The sequence below is a fragment of the Streptomyces sp. NPDC090994 genome, from assembly GCF_044768905.1.
Classification (GTDB): domain Bacteria; phylum Actinomycetota; class Actinomycetes; order Streptomycetales; family Streptomycetaceae; genus Streptomyces.
In genome coordinates, this window is sequence record NZ_JBIVWS010000012.1 from 122386 (window position 1) to 139068 (window position 16683).

The following is a 16683-nucleotide window of genomic DNA, read 5'->3' on the forward strand; positions in this document are numbered from 1 at the left end:
CGACAGGGAACGAGGGAAAAAGCACGATGCGCGCAGTGGTGATGGAACACTTCGGCGGGCCGGAGGGCGCCCAGGTGGCCGACGTTCCGGACGCCCCTCACCGGGGGCCGGTCAAGTGCGGGTCACCGTGCGGGCCGCGGCGGTCGGCCCGGTGGACTGCCAGGTACGGTCGGGGTCGAAGGGGGACGAGCTGACCGCCGCCGAGGCGGTCGCCCGTTTCGAGGCGGGCGGCGTGCGGGGCAAGGTGGGCCTGGCTGGCGGGACAGACCCGGCGCAACACACGGAAGCGGGCCTGCGGTTCACCCTCACCGGCCGGTAGCCGCCGTCCGCCGGCCGGGCGGTACGCCTGCCGGACGGACGTCACCTGCTCGGCCGGCACGGCCCGGGGCCCCGAGGACGCCGTCGACGTCAAGCCCCTCCGGGCGGTCGGCGGCGCGGGCCCCGAGGAGCGGCCCGCCCGGCGCGGCTCCCGCTCACCCCGCCGCGGTCTCCAGCAACACGAACCGCGCCCCCTCCGGATCGGCCACCCCCGCCACCCGCCCCCGCGCGACCTCCGTGACCGGCTCCAGCACACGTCCGCCCAGACCGGCCACCCGCGCCACCGCGTCGTCCACGTCGGCCGTCTCGAAGTACGTCACCCAGTGCGGCCCCCGGTCCCGGGGCAGGGCGTCGCCCACGCCGCGGACATCGGCGACCGGCCGGCCGTCGACGTGCAGGGTCACGTGGCCGGGGCCGGCGGCGGACACCGTCTTCGGCGCGTGGCCGAACACCGTCCCGTAGAACGTGGCGGCGCCCGCCGCGTCGTAGGTGATCAGCTCGTTCCAGGCGGGCGTGCCCGGGACCCCGGTGACGGCCGTGCCGAGGTGGGCCGCGGCCTGCCAGACGCCGAAGACGGCGCCGGCCGGGTCGGAGGCGATCAGCATCCGCCCGGCCTCGGCCGCGTCCAGCGGCCCCACGCCGATCGTGCCGCCGCACAGCCGGACGGCACCGGCCGTCCGGTCCACGTCGTCGGAGGCGAGGTACGGCGTCCAGGCGACGGGCAGGTGCCGGTCCGGGGGCAGTTGTCCGAGGCCGGCCACCTCCCGTCCGTCGAGCGAGGCCCGTACGTAGGGGCCGAGCTGCTGGGGGCCCGGCCGGAACTCCCAGCCGAACAGCGCTCCGTAGAACGCCTGGGTGGCGTCCAGTCCGTGCACCATCAGGCTCACCCAGCACGGTGTGCCGGGCGGGCGCCGGGCGCGCTGGTCGCCGTCGCGGCCGGTCCGTCCCCGTGACTCGGTCATCGTCGCTCTTCTCTCGGCCCCTCGCGGTGGCCGGTCGCTTCCGCACTGACGGACCCCGTGGCCGTACGGCATCGCGCCGGCTCTCGCCGTGCTGTCCGTTTCCGCACGCTGGTTGACGGATGCCGATCGGCTGTACAACTTGTGCCCGACCCCGTACGCGTCGTGATCGAGCTTGCCCGGCGGGCAGGTTAACCCGGCACCGACGTGTCGGCCAGACGGTGCGTCAGGATGGTGGCCATGAACGCCATCATCTCCGCATCCGACCTCGCGAACGCCCTCGCGGGCACCGACCCGCCGGTCCTGCTCGACGTCCGCTGGCAGCTCAGCGCGGCCAAGGCGGCCGGTGAGCCGCCGTTCGACGGCCGTGCCGAGTACGCGGCCGGTCACCTCCCCGGCGCGGTCTACGTCGACCTGGACCGGGAACTCGCCGCCCCGCCCGGGCCGGGTGGCCGGCACCCGCTGCCCGATCTCGGGGAGTTCGGCGCCGCGATGCGCCGGGCGGGCGTGTCGGCCCGGCGGCCGGTCGTCGTCTACGACGGCGGGCAGGGCTGGGCGGCGGCCCGCGCCTGGTGGCTGCTGCGCTGGACCGGCCACCCCGACGCGCGGGTCCTGGACGGCGGACTGCCGGCCTGGCAGGGGCCGCTCGTGACCGACGCCCCGGTGCCCACGCCCGGCGACTTCGAGCCGGCCCCGGCCGCCACCGGCCTGCTCGACGCGGACGGCGCCGCCGAACTGGCCCGCACCGGCCTGCTGCTGGACGCCCGCGCGGGGGAGCGCTACCGGGGCGAGGTCGAGCCGATCGACCCGGTCGGCGGGCACATCCCGGGCGCGGTGTCGGCCCCGACGGCCGAGAACGTCGCGGCGGACGGGCGGCTGCGGTCCGCCGGGGAACTCCGCGCCCGCTTCGCGGAACTGGGCGCCGCCGGGGACACCGAGGTCGGCGTGTACTGCGGGTCGGGCGTCTCCGCCGCGCACGAGGTGCTGGCCCTCGCGGTGGCGGGCATTCCGGCCGCGCTGTACGTGGGGTCGTGGTCGGAGTGGTCGGCGGACCCCGAGCGGCCGGTCGCCGTGGGACCGGACCCGTGCTGACGACATGAGCGAGGGCCGCTCTCCTGAAGAGCGGCCCTCACCTGGGGTCGTACGGCAGCCCGGCTACTCCTGCTTCTTGCGCCGCGTCCCGAACACGATCTCGTCCCAGCTCGGGACCGCCGCCCGGCGCCCGGGCCGGACCCCGTCGGCCTCGGCCTGCCGGTCGGTGGAGCCGACCAGCCGGTCCCGGTGACTGCTCACCGAACGCGGCATGAGCACATCGGCGTACGCGGATCCCGCCCCGGCCGACGCGGCGGGGGCCGGGGGCTCCTCGGCCTCCGGTTCCTCGGCCGGCTCCTCCACGGGCTCGGGCGCGGCGGACGGGCGCTCGGGCACGACCAGGTCGCCCCGGAAGCTCGGCACGGCCTCGAGCAGGCTGGTCAGCGAGTCGCGCTCGCCCTCCTCGGCGACCGGCTCGGCCGACGGCGCCGGCAGGCCTGGCCGCTCGCGCTCCCGGTCGCCGGGCCGGTCCAGCGGCCGGTCGCGTGGCAGCCGGGCGATGCGCGGCACGAACGGGAAGCTGGGCTCGGGTGCGGCGAGGTCGTCGGACTCGCCGATCAGGGCGCGCGCCTCGTCGTCGACGGCCTGGACGAGCCGCCGGGGCGGGTCGTACGTCCAGCTCGCCGAGTGCGGTTCGCCCGCGACCAGGTAGACCAGCAGCACTTCCCAGGTGCCGTCGTCGCGGCGCCAGGAGTCCCACTGGACGGTGTCCTTGTCGGCGCCGCGCAGCAGCAGCCGCTCCTGGACGGCCTCGCCGAGCGGCGGACCGGAGTTCTCGCCGGGGCGGCGGACGGGTGTCTTGCGGGCCCGTTCGGCCATGAAGGCGCGCTCGGCGAGGACGGGTCCCTCGAACCGGCGGACCCGGTCGACCGGGATTCCGGCCATCTGGGCGACCTCTTCCGCGGTCGCGCCCGCTCGTATACGCGCCTGGATGTCGCGGGGGCGGAGATGGCTCTCCACCTCGATCTCGATCTGGCCGAGGCGAGGACGGTCGCCGCGTACGGCGGCGCGGAGGCGCTCGTCGATCGGAAGCGTGTACTCCGTCGCGTCGGCAGCCTTCAGCACCAGCCGTGTGCCGTCATTCGAGACGGCCACGACACGCAGTTCGGGCATGGGGACCTCCCGGGTGGTGCCTGCCGACGTCACGTGCGTCGCTGCTTCCGCTCTGTCGAGTGTGGCCTGCCCGGGTGCAGCCTGCCACAACCTTGCCGAGTTGCCCGGCGTGTCGGGCAGGGGCCCTGGATCGCCGTTATGGCACGGTTACCTATTCGCAACGCTAAGTGACCACTTTAGTCACCCAGTGCAACTAGCCCCCTCCCGGCGGTCCTTGCAGGCCCTGAACCCCCTGACGGGAGACCGGACCCAGGGCTCGCAACAGTACTCCATTCGGGCCACGCGCGTGGATCGGCGCGCCGCCCGACTTCCACCGGGAAGGGGCGCCCGGCCCCTTCCCGCCCGGTACCTGGACCTTTCGGGTGGCGTACTTCACGTAATCACCAGAAACGGAACTAAAGGTTTCGCCTGTACGTCCCCCTCTCGTGCAGTTGTCGGCTCACGTTCGGAAAAGACAGGCAAGGTCCGGTGATGCGGGAAAGGTCCGTTGACGACGTCACGGAGAACAACACCGAGGGAGACTCGGGCAGGCGGATCGACCTGAGCGTGCCCCAGGTCGCGGGCAGCGCCCTGGCGGCCGTGGTGGCCGCCAAGCTCGCCGCCTCCTTCGGGGTGTACGGCACGATCCTCGGCGCCGGTGTGGTCAGCGTCGTCGCCACCTGTGGCGGCACGCTCTTCCAGCACTTCTTCCGGCGCACCGGCGAGCAGTTGAAGGTCCGGCGCACCGCCGAGCAGCCCCGGGCGGTGGCCGCGGGCGCCGGCCCGTCCCGCTCCGGGGAGTTCGGCGAGGGCACGGTCTACCGGGCGCGGGTCAGGAGCTGGCGGCGGCCGGTGGTCGCCGCGGCCGTCGTCTTCGGCGTCACCATGGGCGGCATCACGACCTACGAACTGATCACCGGTCAGAACCTGAGCGGCGGCAGCAGTACGACGGTGAGCGACGCGCTCTCCGGCCACAGCGGCTCCTCCTCGGACTCCGGGGACTCGGGCGGGACGGGGGACGAGGACGGCTCCACGGCGTCGCCCGACCCGGGGGAGTCCACCGGCTCCGGTGCGGGCGGCACCCCGGCGGTCACCCCGTCCGGCTCGGCGGCCGCGACCGACGACGGCACGTCCACGTCGGACGACGGCTCCGCGACGGACGGCGGTACGGCGTCGTCCTCCCCGGCGCCCACGCCGAGCGCCACCGCCGGTCAGGACGGCGACGGCTCCGGCGGCACCGCCGCCCAGGACCCCACCGCGTCGGCTACGTCCCCAGAATCCTCCGCAAGTGGTCGTTCCGGAACCGACGGTCAGGGTCAAGACGATCCCGCAACGCCGTGAACTCACCGAAGCGCGGATACACCCGCGAGAGGTACTCCGCGTCCCGGGTGTGCAGCTTGCCCCAGTGCGGCCGGCCCTCGTGCGCGGTGAAAACACGCTCGGCGGCGGTGAAGTACGACCGGTAGGGCGTGCCGCGGAACATGTGGACGGCGATGTAGGCGCTGTCCCGGCCCGACGCGGTGGAGAGCGTGATGTCGTCGGCCGGGGCGGTGCGCACCTCCACCGGGAAGCTGATCCGCAGCCGGGAGCGGTCCACCATCGCCTTCAGCGCGCGCAGCGTCTCGACCACGGCCGCGCGCGGAACGGCGTACTCCATCTCCACGAAGCGCACCCGGCGCGGTGAGGTGAAGACCTTGTAGGGGATGTCCGTGTACGTACGCGCGGACAGGGCCCTGCTGGAGATCCGGGCGATCGCCGGGACCGTGGCGGGTACGGCGCGGCCGACCCAGTTGGCGGCCTGGAAGACGCCGTTGGAGAGGAACTCGTCCTCGTAGAAGCTCCGCAGCCGCCCCACCGGGCGTTCCGGGCCCGCGCTGCGGTTGTTGCGCTTGGTGTTGGTGTTCCCGGTGTGCGGGAACCAGTAGAACTCGAAGTGCTCGTTCTCCGTCCACAGTTCGTCGAACCGGGACAGGACCTGGTCCAGCGGCATCGGCTCCTCGCGCGCGGTGAGCAGGAAGAGCGGCTCCACGGCGAAGGTGACGGCGGTGACGACGCCCAGCGCGCCGAGGCCGACGCGGGCGGCGGCGAAGACGTCCGGGTTCCGCTCCGCGGAGCAGGTGAGGACGGAGCCGTCGGCGGTGACCAGTTCCAGGGCCCGGATCTGGGCGGCGAGCGAGGCGGAGTCGCGGCCCGTGCCGTGGGTGCCGGTGGAGGTCGCCCCGGAGACCGTCTGCTCCATGATGTCGCCCATGTTGGCCAGCGACAGGCCCTCGCGCGCGAGGGCGAGGTTCAGCCGCCTGAGCGGCGTGCCGGCCTCCACCGTGACGGTCATCGCCTCCCGGTCGACGTGGCGGATACCGGTCAGCAGGTCGGGGCGTATCAGCAGTCCGTCGGTGGCCGCTATCGACGTGAACGAGTGCCCGGTGCCCACGGCCTTGACCGGCAGTCCGTCCTCGGCGGCCCGGCGCACCGCCTCGGCCAGTTCCTCGGCCGAGGCGGGGGCGACCACCCGCGCGGGACGGGCCGCGACGGTGCCGCCCCAGTTACGCCAGGTGCCGTTCCTGCCGCTCACGCTCGCTGTGCTGCTCAACGATGCCTCCCCGACCCGCGGCCGGCCGCTTGAGCCGGCGGAACCCGAGGAAACCGACCGCCAGCGCGACGGCACCGGCCACCGCCGGAACCCCGTACCCGGCGCTCGCCCCCGCCGCGTCGATCACCCAGCCGCCGGCGGCGGAACCGAGCGCGACGCCGACCGCGAGGCCGGTGCTCACCCAGGTCATGCCCTCGGTGAGCTGTGCGCGTGGTACGTGCTCTTCGATGAGGGACATCGTCGTGATCATCGTCGGAGCGATGGACAGGCCCGCAACGAACAGCGCCACGGCCAGAGACGGCAGGTTTCCGACCAGTAGGGGTGGGATCATACTCACGGCCATCGCGCAGACGCCCAGCAGCCAGCGGCGCGCGGGCGGTCCCGCGAAGCGCAGCAGTCCGAACACCATGCCGGCCACGCAGGACCCGGCCGCGTAGACGGCGAGGACCAGGCTCGCGGCGGCCTTGTGACCCTCCTCCTCGGCGAAGGCCACGGTGACCACGTCGACCGACCCGAAGATCGCGCCGGTGGCCACGAAGGTGCCGACGAAGACCTGGAGCCCCTTGGAGCGCAGCGCGCTGCCGCCGGCGCCGCCACGGTCCCGGGGGTGCGGCTCGGGCTCGGTGGCGCGCTGCGCGGTCAGCCAGAAAACGCCGGCCGCGAGGAAACAGGCGGCCAGCAGCGGCCCCGCCTCCGGGAACCAGGCCGTGGACAGGCCGATCGAGATGATCGGCCCGAAGACGAAGCAGACCTCGTCGACCACGGACTCGAAGCTGTACGCGGTGTGCAGCTGCGGCGTGCCGCGGTACAGGGCCGCCCAGCGGGCCCGGACCATCGCGCCGAGGCTGGGCACACAGCCGATGCCGACGCACCACACGAACAGCAGCCACTCGGGCCACCGGAAGTGCGCGGTGAGCAGCAGCCCGGCCGCCGCGGCCAGCGAGACCAGGGTGGCGGGCCGCAGCACCCGCCGCTGCCCGTACTGGTCCACCAGCCGGGAGACCTGGGGGCCGCACACGGCGGCGGCCAGCGCGATGGTGGCGGAGAGCGCCCCGGCCAGCCCGTACCGCCCGGTGAGCTGCGAGACCATGGTCACCACGCCGATGCCCATCATCGACAGCGGCATCCGGCCGAGGAAGCCCGCGGCGGAGAAGCCCTTGGAGCCGGGGGCGGCGAACAGGGCGCGGTAGGGGCTGGGCAACGGGGTCTCCGGGAAACGGCTCAGTAACGGCTCAGTGGGATCCGCGTAAGGTCCGAACGCAGTCGATACAGCTTACTGGGCGGGTGACCCGGGTGCACCCGTCCGGACCAGCCGGTACGGGGAACACCCCCGCCGTGGCCCCGTTGTCAGTGGGGGGTGGCAGGATCGAGACATGCCAGACGTGCTCGATGCCACCCCCTACGACGCCCTCCTCCTGCTCTCCTTCGGCGGCCCTGAAGGACCCGACGACGTCGTCCCGTTCCTGGAGAACGTGACGCGCGGCCGCGGCATCCCCAAGGAACGCCTGAAGGAGGTGGGCCAGCACTACTTCCTCTTCGGCGGGGTCAGCCCGATCAACGACCAGAACCGCGCCCTGCTGGACAGCCTGCGCAAGGACTTCGCCGAGCACGGCCTGGACCTGCCGGTCTACTGGGGCAACCGCAACTGGGCGCCCTACCTGACGGACACCCTGCGCGAGATGGTCCGCGACGGCCGCCGCCGCATCCTGGTCCTCGCCACCAGCGCGTACGCCTCCTACTCGGGCTGCCGCCAGTACCGCGAGAACCTCGCCGACTCCCTGGCCGCCCTCCAGGAGGAGGGCCTGGAGCTGCCGAGGATCGACAAGCTGCGGCACTACTTCAACCACCCGGGCTTCGTCGAGCCGATGGTCGACGGCCTGGTGCGGTCGATCAACGACCTTCCCGAGGAGGTCCGCGACGGCGCCCAGATCGCCTTCACCACCCACTCCATCCCGACCTCCGCCGCCGACACCTCCGGCCCGGTGGAGGGGCACGGCGACGGCGGCGCCTACGTCCGCCAGCACCTGGACGTGGCCCAGGTGATCGCCGACGCGGTCCGCGAGCGCACCGGCGTCGACCGGCCCTGGCAGCTCGTCTACCAGTCCCGTTCCGGCGCCCCGCACATCCCGTGGCTGGAGCCCGACATCTGCGACCACCTGGAGGAGCGGCACGCGGCCGGGGTCCCGGCCGTCGTCATGGCCCCCATCGGCTTCGTCTCCGACCACATGGAGGTCCTCTACGACCTCGACACGGAGGCCACGGCCAAGGCGGAGGAGCTGGGGCTGCCGGTGCGCCGCTCGGCCACCGTCGGCGCCGACCCGCGGTTCGCCGCCGCGATCCGCGACCTGGTCCTGGAGCGCGCCGCCGCCGAGCAGGGCCGCGCCGTCACGCCGTGCGCGCTGGGAGCGCTGGGCGCCAGTCACAACCTGTGCCCGGTGGGCTGCTGCCCGGCCCGCGCCCCCCGCCCCGCCGCCGCGGGCGCCGACAGCCCCTACGCGTGAGGAAGGCCGTGACCAGCCCTGTGACCGACGTGACCGACCCCCTGCACGCCGAGCTCCTGGAGACCGCCCGGGAGGCCGCCCGCCGCGCGGGCGAGCTGCTGCGGGACGGGCGCCCCGCCGACCTCGCGGTCGCCGCCACCAAGTCCAGTCCGATCGACGTGGTCACCGAGATGGACATCGCGGCGGAGAAGCTGATCACCACGCTGATCGCCGACCGCCGCCCGGACGACGGCTTCCTCGGCGAGGAGGGCGCCTCCGTCGAGGGCACCAGCGGGGTCCGCTGGGTGATCGACCCGCTCGACGGCACGGTGAACTACCTCTACGGGCTGCCCACCTGGTCCGTCTCCATCGCCGCCGAGCAGGACGGCGAGACCGTCGCCGGGGTGGTCGCGGCGCCGATGCGCAGCGAGACGTACCACGCGATACGCGGCGGCGGGGCCTGGGCGACCGGCTCCTGGGACGGTGAGCGCCGGCTCACCTGCCGGCCCGCGCCGCCGCTGGACCAGGCCCTGGTCTCCACCGGGTTCAACTACGTCGCCGAGGTCCGCACGCACCAGGCGGAGGTCGCCCGGCAGCTGATCCCGCGGCTGCGCGACATCCGGCGCGGCGGCTCGGCCGCGATCGACCTGTGCGACCTGGCCGCGGGCCGCCTCGACGGGTACTACGAGCGCGGTCTGCACCCCTGGGACCGTGCCGCCGGTGACCTCATCGCCCGGGAGGCGGGCGCGCTGACCGGCGGACGCCCCGGTGAGCGGCCGACGGACGACCTGACCGTCGCCGCCACCCCGGGCGTCTTCGAGCCCCTCCAGCGGCTCCTGGAGGAACTCGGCGCCTGGCACGACTGAGGCCGCCCGCCCCGACGGACGCACCGCACCCCCGGCGCTGGATTCGCCGGGGGTGCGGTGTCGTGCGGGCGCGGTCCGGTGAGCGCGCGGGCGGTCAGCCGCTGGTCGCGGTGACCTCCACGCCGTGCTCGGCGGCGAGGCGGCGGAGGTCGTCCAGCTCGCCGAGTTCCACCTCGACGAGGAAGTCGTCCCCCTCGTCACGGGCCCGCGACAGGTCGGACTCGGTCGCCTTTATGCGCTGCAGAAGTCCTGTGGTGAAAGCGTCCATGCTGCGCCCCCTCGTCCTGGGTCGTGGGTCGATGGCACGGGGGTGTGCCGTTCGGAAGGGGCGATCACGTCTGCGACAGGTGCCCAGCGCCGCGCGGCCGGGCGGCGACGGTGCCGGACACCCGCGCCCGCCCTGTGGCGAAGGGTCGCCGCGCACCGCCGGTCGTGCGGTACGGGCAGAGCGTGATCGCGGGGTGTAAAGCCGTCCTCCCCCCGCTCCCTTCCGCGGAAACCTCAACCTTCCGAGAAAATCTCGCATTCCCGTTCGGATCCGCTTTTCTCCCGGGCACCCGGGGAGCCCCGGCCCGCCGTGCGGCGCCGTGCGCCGCCGAAGACCGCTGAGCACCGCCGGCCCCCCGCTCTCGCCTTACAGCCGACTTATGGCCGAAAAGGGCAGGATGGAGGTCAACACACCCACCAGACCCCTGCCCGCGTGCGCCCTCCAGGCGCGGCCGGGCGGACACAGGAAGGACAAGCGACGTGCGCGTACTCGTCGTCGAGGACGAGCAGCTGCTCGCCGATGCGGTGGCCACCGGACTGCGCCGGGAGGCCATGGCCGTCGACGTCGTGTACGACGGTGCGGCCGCCCTCGAGCGCATCGGCGTCAACGACTACGACGTGGTCGTCCTCGACCGCGACCTTCCCCTCGTCCACGGCGACGACGTCTGCCGCAAGATCGTCGAACTCGGCATGCCCACGCGCGTGCTGATGCTCACGGCCTCCGGTGACGTCAGCGACCGGGTCGAGGGGCTGGAGATCGGCGCCGACGACTATCTGCCCAAGCCCTTCGCGTTCAGCGAGCTGATCGCCCGGGTCCGGGCCCTCGGCCGGCGCACCAGCGTGCCCCTGCCGCCGGTCCTGGAGCGCGCCGGGATCAAGCTCGACCCCAACCGCCGCGAGGTCTTCCGCGACGGCAAGGAGGTGCAGCTCGCGCCCAAGGAGTTCGCCGTCCTGGAAGTGCTCATGCGCAGTGAGGGCGCGGTCGTCTCCGCCGAGCAGCTCCTGGAGAAGGCCTGGGACGAGAACACCGACCCGTTCACCAACGTCGTCCGGGTGACCGTGATGACCCTGCGCCGCAAGCTCGGCGAGCCCCCGGTGATCGTCACCGTGCCCGGCTCCGGCTACCGGATCTGATCGGCCGTGGCTGCGTCCCCCGCGCCCCCGCAGGCACCTCCGAAACCCACCTGGGACCCCCCGTCGGCCACCCCTTTCCCGTGGCTGCGCCCCACCATCCGGATAAGGCTCACGCTGCTGTACGGCGGCATGTTCCTGATCGCCGGCATCGTGCTGCTGTCGATCATCTACCTGCTGGCGGCGCAGGCCCTGAACGTGGGCAGCGACCTGCCGTTCAAGATCACCTCGGGCAGCGTCACCAGCAACACCTGCAACCTGCCCACCAACGCGGAGCCCGACGTGTTCAACTCCGCGATGAACGACTGCGTCAACGAGCAGCGCCAGCACGCCCTGGACAGTCTGCTCAGCCGTTCGCTGCTGGCCCTGCTGGGCCTGGCCGTGATCGCCTTCGCGTTCGGCTACGCCATGGCGGGCCGGGTCCTGTCGCCGCTGGGCCGGATCACCCGCACCGCACGCGCGGTGGCGGGCTCCGACCTGTCCCGCCGGATCGAGCTGGACGGCCCGGACGACGAGCTCAAGGAGCTGGCGGACACCTTCGACGAGATGCTGGAGCGCCTCCAGCGGGCGTTCACCGCCCAGCAGCGCTTCGTCGGCAACGCCTCGCACGAACTGCGCACCCCGCTGGCGATCAACCGCACGCTCCTGGAGGTGCACCTGTCGGACCCCGGCGCCCCGGTGGAGCTCCAGCAGCTCGGCAAGACCCTGCTGGCCACCAACGAGCGCAGTGAGCAGCTCGTGGAGGGCCTGCTGCTGCTCGCCCGCAGCGACAACCAGATAGTGGAGCGCAAGCCCGTGGACCTCGCCGAGGTCGCGACCCAGGCCGTCGACCAGACCCTGGCCGAGGCCGAGGCCAAGGGCGTCGAACTGCGTGGGCAGCGCGCGCCCGCCGTCGTCCAGGGCAACGGCGTCCTGCTGGAGCGCATCGCCCTGAACCTGGTGCAGAACGCGGTGCGGTACAACATCGCCGAGGGCGGCTGGGTCGAGGTCACCACCGAGGTGGAGCACGGCCAGGCGGTCCTCGTGGTGACGAACACCGGCCCGGTGGTGCCGGCGTACGAGATCGACAACATCTTCGAGCCGTTCCGGCGGCTGCGCACGGAGCGGACCGGCAGCGACAAGGGCGTCGGCCTCGGGCTGTCCATCGTCCGTTCCGTGGCCCGGGCGCACGGCGGCCACATCTACGCCCAGCCGCGCGAGGGAGGTGGCCTCGTGATGAGGGTGACCCTGCCGGTCTGAGGCGGCGCGCCGATCTGAGATCATGACGCCGATCACTGTTCCGAGGTCCGGGCTTGTTCGCTTTGCGCGGAATTTTCGGACCGAGGCTCCGGTGCTCGCCTGTGTGATCGATCACAGCGGCGCTTTTCCGGCCATCCACTCTCCGTGGCCGAGAACTCTGTCGGAAAGCCGGGAAAGTCCGGGTTTTCAGGGGTCTTGATCACGGGAAGTACACGGTGAGACGCCTTTGGCGTGCGGTATTCGGACCGTGTACGGTCCCCATCGCCATCCAAGCCGATCACTCGAGCGGAGTCCGGTTGGGTGTCGATTGAGTAACAGACCTTGATGTGAGGCAAAATCTCCGCCTCGGGTCGGGCACAAGTCCGGCCTCTCACGCGTTACGTGCGCTGGAGACACCGCAGACACCCAGAGGGGGAGAGCGACATGGCAACCGATTACGACACTCCACGCAAGACCGACGACGACGTCGACTCGGACAGCCTCGAAGAGCTGAAGGCTCGCCGGAACGACAAGTCGGCTTCCGCCGTGGACGTCGACGAGTTCGAGGCCGCGGAAGGCCTGGAACTTCCCGGAGCCGACCTCTCGAACGAGGAACTGGCAGTCCGAGTACTGCCCAAGCAGCAGGACGAGTTCACTTGCATGAGCTGCTTCCTGGTGCACCACCGCAGCCAGCTGGCCCGGGAGAAGAACGGCCAGCCGATCTGCCGCGACTGCGACTGAGGCGGGGTCGGCCGTGACTGGCTCGACCCCTCCCTGGAAGCGCCGCTTCTCCCAGCGGGGAGCGGACCAAGGGCCGCCCGACGGCCCCCACCGCGCGCGTGACGACGAGCGAGGCCCGACCCTCCCGGGGACGGCCTCGCTCGAACCGGCCGCCGACCGGACTGACCTCCCGGTGCCGGTGCCGACCGAGGGGCCCGCTGCCCGACGCCGGGCGGCGGTGCTCCGGCAGAAGGCGACAGCGGGTGCCCGCAAGGGCGGCGACCGCGCCAGGGCCGCCTTGGCGCACCTCGCCGACCGCGTCATCGAGATCGCCCCGCGGGTCCCCGTACGGGACCTGGCGACGCTCCGGCGTCACTTTCCCGGCCTCGGGCCCGAGGAACTGGCCGACCGGCTGGTGGCCGGTGCGACCAAGGCCACGGCCACCGTCGGCGCGGGCGTCGGCGCGGCGGCGATGCTGCCCGTGCCGTCGGCCATGCCCACCGAACTGGCCGCGGAGGTGACCGGCGTCGCGGCCATCGAGCTGAAGCTGATCGCCGAACTCCACGAGGTCTACGGCGTACGCCCGCCCGGCGGCCTCACCCAGCGCAGCACCGCGTACCTGAACGCCTGGTCGGACGAGCGCGGCATCGACGTGACCAGACCGTCGACGTTCGGCACGGCCGTGAACGGCCATCTGAAGCGCCAGCTGCGCCAGCAGATCATGAAGCGGATGGTGCGCAACCTGCCCAACCTGATGCCGTTCATGGTCGGAGCCGCCGTCGGCGCGGTCATGAACCGCCGCGACACCCACAAGCTCGCCGCCCGCGTCCGGGCCGACCTGCGCAAGCACCAGGTGCCCTGGGAGAAGCTGCCCGCCCTGCCGGCCCTGGAGACGCCCGAGGACGCGCTGGAACTGGACGTCCGGGAGCGGGGCGACGAGGAAGACCGCTGACGGTGAGGCGCCGGGAGCGGCGCGGCAGCGGACCCGCGGATCACCGTGGCCGGCAGCGGCCGGCTGACGGGAAAGGCCGCCCACCACCGGGTGCCGGAGCGGCGTGGCGGGAAGACCGCAGGCCAGGAGAGCCGCCGGACACGGCGGCCGGGCCGGGAAGGCCGCCGATCACACGGCCGCCTTCGCCGCCTCCAGCGCCTCGGCCAGCCGCTCGGGCTCGCGGGTCGACAGGTACAGGTACGGCGTCGGGTCGTCGGGGTCGGTGACCTCGACGCGCAGCGCCGTCGGGATGTAGGCGCGCAGCAGCAGGAAGGCGCGGGTGTCGGCCTTGTACGTGCGCCAGGCACGGGCCTCCTCCGCGTCCATCACCGTCGCCTCGCCCAGCGCCGTGACCGGGATCTTCGCCTCGCCCGCGATCAGCGAGCCGCCCACGACCCGGATGCGGACCGAGCCGTACGAACTGGCGACGACCGCCGCCGCGGCCGTACCGCAGGCCAGGCCGCCGAGGATCGGGAGCGTGCCGAAGGGCACCAGGACGATGGCGATCGCGAGACCCACCAGGAAGCACAGCAGCCACGAGGAGCGGGGCGTGGTGAGGCGTTCTTCGTACGGGGCGGCGGAGAGCTGCATGGAGCCAAGCTTGGCACGGATTCGCGGCGGGGCCGCAGCCAGGTCGGACAGGTAAGGTCTGCGCCTGTGAGTGGTACTTCCCCGGCCCTTCAGCCCCCCGTCGACGCGGTGAAACCCGTACGGCACCCCGACGCGCCCGCCCCCGGCGAGCTGCTCGGCGCCCATTACGGGCAGTGCTTCGGCTGCGGCGGCGACCAGCCCCACGGACTGCACCTGGCGGCGCGGGCCGGCGAGGGCGTGACGATCACCGCGGAGTTCACCGTCCAGCCCGCCCACCAGGGCGCCCCCGGCCTCGCGCACGGCGGGGTGCTGGCCAGCGCCCTGGACGAGACCCTCGGCTCGCTCGGCTGGCTGCTGCGCACGATCGCGGTGACCGGACGGCTGGAGACCGACTTCCTGCTGCCCGTGCCGGTCGGCACCACCCTGCACCTGGCGGCCGAGGTGACCGCGGTGGCCGGCCGCAAGATCTACTCCACCGCCACCGGCCGGATCGGCGGCCCCGACGGCCCCGTCGCGGTCCGCGCGGACGCCCTCTTCGTCGAGGTCAAGGTCGAACACTTCACCGACCACGGCCGGCCGGAGGAGATCCGGGCCGCGCTGGACGACCCGGACCAGGTGCGCCGGGCGCGCGCCTTCGAGGTGAACCCGTGAGCCGCGCCCCGCTGGAGGTCCTGCTCCGGCGCGTCGATCCGGACGTACCGCTTCCGACGTACGAGCACCCCGGCGACGCGGGCGCGGATCTGCGGACCACCGTCGCGTGCGAGCTGGCGCCCGGTGAGCGGGCCGTCCTGCCCACGGGCGTGTCTGTGGCGCTCCCCGAGGGGTACGCGGCCTTCGTGCACCCCCGTTCCGGCCTCGCGGCCCGCTGCGGTGTCGCCCTCGTGAATGCCCCGGGGACGATTGATGCCGGGTACCGTGGGGAGATCAAGGTGATCGTGGTGAATCTCGACCCGCGCGAGGCCGTGCGGTTCGAGCGCTTCGACCGGATTGCCCAACTGGTCGTCCAGCAGGTCGAGAGGGTCCGCTTCCGCCAGGTCGCGGAACTTCCCGATTCGGCACGGGCCGAGGGGGGCTTCGGGTCCACCGGCGGACACGCCGGCGCGGACCCGGCAAGCGGCACAAGCGGTCGGGCCGTCGAAGGCGGTCCGACGGGTGGGAATCGATACGCTTCGGTCGTATCCGACCGGGAAGGACAGTGACGTGTTCGGACGTCGCAAGAAGAAGGGTGCCGCCGAGGACGCGGCCGGCGAGGCCGAGCAGGTCGTCGACAGCGTCGACACCGAGGCGGACGACGAGGGCACCCGCGTACGGCTGGAGCCGGAGCCGCGGCCCGACGGGCCCTGGGACAGCACCGAGGTCCGTGACCCGTCCGAGGGCCGGGTCGACCTGGGCGGCCTGTTCGTGCCCGGCGTCGACGGCATGGAACTGCGGGTGGAGGTCGCGGGCGACGCGATCGTCGCGGCCACCGTCGTGCTGCGCGACAGCGCCATCCAGCTCCAGGCGTTCGCCGCCCCCAAGCGCGAGGGCATCTGGGGCGAGGTCCGCGAGGAGATCGCCAACGGGATCACCCAGCAGGGCGGCATCATCGACGAGGTCGAGGGCCCCCTCGGCTGGGAGCTGCGGGCCCAGGTGCCGGTCAAGCTGCCGGACGGCACCGGTGGCTTCCAGGTGGTGCGGTTCGTCGGCGTGGACGGCCCCCGCTGGTTCCTGCGCGGTGTGATCTCCGGGCAGGGCGCGGTGCAGCCGCAGGCGGCCGGTCTGCTGGAGCAGATCTTCCGGGACACGGTCGTGGTCCGCGGCGAGGGCCCGATGGCCCCCCGCGACCCCATCGTCCTGAAGCTGCCGAACGACGCGCAGATGGTCCCCGAGGGCGTCCAGCAGGAAGAGGGCTCCCGCTTCGCCGGCGGCATGGGCCAGCTCCAGCGCGGACCGGAGATCACCGAGGTCCGCTGACCGCCGCGACGCGCGGGGCGGCGGCATGCCCCGGCGTGCAGGAGTCTGTTCCGCGCCGGGGGCGGACGGTCCCGCACTCCACCGAGCGTGGCGGGCCGGGTGCCCGCCGGAGGCAGTGCCGCGTGCTCCCCGCGCGCGAAGGGGCCCGTACCCCACCGCGGCGTACGAGGCAGCACGCGTGCCGCGCGTGCAGGGGCCGCGTACGCCGGAGCGTGCGAGGCCGCGTGCCGCGCCACGTGCGAAGGGCCGCGTACCCCGCCCGGGGTACGCGGCCCTCCGTCGTCTACGGCGGCCCCCCCCCCGCGTCAGAGTTGCGTCAAAGACGCCGCGGGCGCCGCGATCCGTCCGATTCGCCCCGGTCGCCGGTCGTAGGGTCGACGCTGCGCGGGCAGCGGTCGGCGGCCGGCGGGTGGCG

The 16683-nt window shown here is 73.4% G+C and carries 18 protein-coding genes; 12 read left to right on the top strand and 6 right to left on the bottom strand.

The features are described from left to right. Nucleotides 1-115 precede the first annotated feature (115 nt). Nucleotides 116-319: a hypothetical protein gene (locus tag ACIQR3_RS24065; RefSeq protein WP_403542223.1), complete on the top strand. Its 204-nt coding sequence runs from the start codon at nucleotides 116-118 to the stop codon at nucleotides 317-319. Nucleotides 320-473: 154 nt separating this feature from the next. On the opposite strand, the gene ACIQR3_RS24070 is transcribed toward ACIQR3_RS24065, so the two are convergent. Next, entirely contained in the window at nucleotides 474-1280 is an 807-nt protein-coding gene (locus ACIQR3_RS24070; protein WP_403542225.1) for a VOC family protein, read from the bottom strand. Between the two features lie 237 nt (nucleotides 1281-1517). On the opposite strand from ACIQR3_RS24070, the gene ACIQR3_RS24075 reads away from it, so the two are divergent. Further along, nucleotides 1518-2369, top strand: a complete 852-nt coding sequence (locus ACIQR3_RS24075) for a sulfurtransferase (RefSeq protein ID WP_403542228.1) — start codon at nucleotides 1518-1520, stop codon at nucleotides 2367-2369. A 63-nt stretch (nucleotides 2370-2432) separates the two neighbouring features. Here the strand turns inward: ACIQR3_RS24075 and sepH are convergent, their stop codons facing one another. Next, nucleotides 2433-3482 (bottom strand): septation protein SepH, encoded by a 1050-nt coding sequence (gene sepH, locus ACIQR3_RS24080; protein WP_403542231.1) that lies wholly within the window; start codon nucleotides 3480-3482, stop codon nucleotides 2433-2435. A 471-nt stretch (nucleotides 3483-3953) separates the two neighbouring features. On the opposite strand from sepH, the gene ACIQR3_RS24085 reads away from it, so the two are divergent. Then, nucleotides 3954-4802 carry a hypothetical protein gene (locus tag ACIQR3_RS24085; protein ID WP_403542234.1) on the top strand — a complete coding sequence of 283 codons (849 nt, stop codon included), beginning with the start codon at nucleotides 3954-3956 and terminating at the stop codon, nucleotides 4800-4802. Here the strand turns inward: ACIQR3_RS24085 and ACIQR3_RS24090 are convergent. Together ACIQR3_RS24090 and ACIQR3_RS24095 are read right to left on the bottom strand one after the other, a co-directional pair. Beyond that, nucleotides 4726-6051, bottom strand: coding sequence for a D-arabinono-1,4-lactone oxidase (locus tag ACIQR3_RS24090; protein WP_403542237.1), 1326 nt, complete (start codon nucleotides 6049-6051; stop codon nucleotides 4726-4728). The genes ACIQR3_RS24085 and ACIQR3_RS24090 overlap by 77 nt on opposite strands. Then, nucleotides 6005-7252, bottom strand: a complete 1248-nt coding sequence (locus ACIQR3_RS24095; protein ID WP_403542240.1) for an MFS transporter — start codon at nucleotides 7250-7252, stop codon at nucleotides 6005-6007. The genes ACIQR3_RS24090 and ACIQR3_RS24095 overlap by 47 nt, the downstream gene beginning before the upstream one ends. 172 nt (nucleotides 7253-7424) lie before the next feature. Here ACIQR3_RS24095 and ACIQR3_RS24100 point away from each other — a divergent pair, with 172 nt between their 5' ends. Then, nucleotides 7425-8552 (top strand): ferrochelatase, encoded by a 1128-nt coding sequence (locus tag ACIQR3_RS24100; protein ID WP_403542242.1) that lies wholly within the window; start codon nucleotides 7425-7427, stop codon nucleotides 8550-8552. Nucleotides 8553-8581: 29 nt separating this feature from the next. Then, nucleotides 8582-9397 carry an inositol monophosphatase family protein gene (locus tag ACIQR3_RS24105; RefSeq protein WP_403542454.1) on the top strand — a complete coding sequence of 272 codons (816 nt, stop codon included), beginning with the start codon at nucleotides 8582-8584 and terminating at the stop codon, nucleotides 9395-9397. A 94-nt stretch (nucleotides 9398-9491) separates the two neighbouring features. Here ACIQR3_RS24105 and ACIQR3_RS24110 read toward each other — a convergent pair whose 3' ends face one another. Next, a complete protein-coding gene (locus ACIQR3_RS24110) occupies nucleotides 9492-9665 on the bottom strand; it encodes a hypothetical protein (RefSeq protein ID WP_215172632.1) in 174 nt (57 codons plus the stop codon). A 479-nt stretch (nucleotides 9666-10144) separates the two neighbouring features. Between ACIQR3_RS24110 and ACIQR3_RS24115 the strand changes: the two genes are divergently transcribed. The 4 genes from ACIQR3_RS24115 to ACIQR3_RS24130 all read left to right on the top strand — a co-directional run bounded on the left by ACIQR3_RS24115 (nucleotide 10145) and on the right by ACIQR3_RS24130 (nucleotide 13685). After that, entirely contained in the window at nucleotides 10145-10798 is a 654-nt protein-coding gene (locus ACIQR3_RS24115) for a response regulator transcription factor (RefSeq protein ID WP_003993508.1), read from the top strand. 6 nt (nucleotides 10799-10804) lie between these two features. Then, on the top strand, nucleotides 10805-12034 hold the full coding sequence (locus ACIQR3_RS24120) for a sensor histidine kinase (protein ID WP_403542245.1): 1230 nt from the start codon (nucleotides 10805-10807) through the stop codon (nucleotides 12032-12034). 423 nt (nucleotides 12035-12457) lie between these two features. Further along, complete coding sequence (locus ACIQR3_RS24125; protein ID WP_003993510.1) at nucleotides 12458-12754, top strand: DUF4193 domain-containing protein; 297 nt, start codon at nucleotides 12458-12460, stop codon at nucleotides 12752-12754. 13 nt (nucleotides 12755-12767) lie between these two features. Beyond that, nucleotides 12768-13685, top strand: a complete 918-nt coding sequence (locus ACIQR3_RS24130; protein WP_403542247.1) for a hypothetical protein — start codon at nucleotides 12768-12770, stop codon at nucleotides 13683-13685. 168 nt (nucleotides 13686-13853) lie between these two features. Here ACIQR3_RS24130 and ACIQR3_RS24135 read toward each other — a convergent pair whose 3' ends face one another. After that, a complete protein-coding gene (locus tag ACIQR3_RS24135) occupies nucleotides 13854-14315 on the bottom strand; it encodes a DUF3093 domain-containing protein (protein WP_403542250.1) in 462 nt (153 codons plus the stop codon). A 66-nt stretch (nucleotides 14316-14381) separates the two neighbouring features. Here ACIQR3_RS24135 and ACIQR3_RS24140 point away from each other — a divergent pair, with 66 nt between their 5' ends. The 3 genes from ACIQR3_RS24140 to ACIQR3_RS24150 are packed head-to-tail and all read left to right on the top strand — an operon-like array spanning nucleotide 14382 to nucleotide 16268. Further along, entirely contained in the window at nucleotides 14382-14966 is a 585-nt protein-coding gene (locus ACIQR3_RS24140) for a PaaI family thioesterase (protein WP_403542251.1), read from the top strand. Continuing rightward, nucleotides 14963-15514, top strand: a complete 552-nt coding sequence (gene dut / locus ACIQR3_RS24145) for a dUTP diphosphatase (RefSeq protein WP_403542253.1) — start codon at nucleotides 14963-14965, stop codon at nucleotides 15512-15514. The genes ACIQR3_RS24140 and dut overlap by 4 nt, the downstream gene beginning before the upstream one ends. Nucleotide 15515: 1 nt before the next feature. Beyond that, nucleotides 15516-16268, top strand: a complete 753-nt coding sequence (locus ACIQR3_RS24150; RefSeq protein WP_403542254.1) for a DUF3710 domain-containing protein — start codon at nucleotides 15516-15518, stop codon at nucleotides 16266-16268. Nucleotides 16269-16683: the final 415 nt, after the last annotated feature.

What these genes read in the sequence shown, in the direction of transcription:
- ACIQR3_RS24070 (WP_403542225.1), bottom strand. Translation starts at nt 1,280, where the DNA reads ATGACCGAGTCACGGGGACGGACCGGCCGCGACGGCGACCAGCGCGCC.
- ACIQR3_RS24075 (WP_403542228.1), top strand. Translation starts at nt 1,518, where the DNA reads ATGAACGCCATCATCTCCGCATCCGACCTCGCGAACGCCCTCGCGGGC.
- sepH (WP_403542231.1), bottom strand. Translation starts at nt 3,482, where the DNA reads ATGCCCGAACTGCGTGTCGTGGCCGTCTCGAATGACGGCACACGGCTG.
- ACIQR3_RS24085 (WP_403542234.1), top strand. Translation starts at nt 3,954, where the DNA reads ATGCGGGAAAGGTCCGTTGACGACGTCACGGAGAACAACACCGAGGGA.
- ACIQR3_RS24100 (WP_403542242.1), top strand. Translation starts at nt 7,425, where the DNA reads ATGCCAGACGTGCTCGATGCCACCCCCTACGACGCCCTCCTCCTGCTC.
- ACIQR3_RS24110 (WP_215172632.1), bottom strand. Translation starts at nt 9,665, where the DNA reads ATGGACGCTTTCACCACAGGACTTCTGCAGCGCATAAAGGCGACCGAG.
- ACIQR3_RS24125 (WP_003993510.1), top strand. Translation starts at nt 12,458, where the DNA reads ATGGCAACCGATTACGACACTCCACGCAAGACCGACGACGACGTCGAC.
- ACIQR3_RS24135 (WP_403542250.1), bottom strand. Translation starts at nt 14,315, where the DNA reads ATGCAGCTCTCCGCCGCCCCGTACGAAGAACGCCTCACCACGCCCCGC.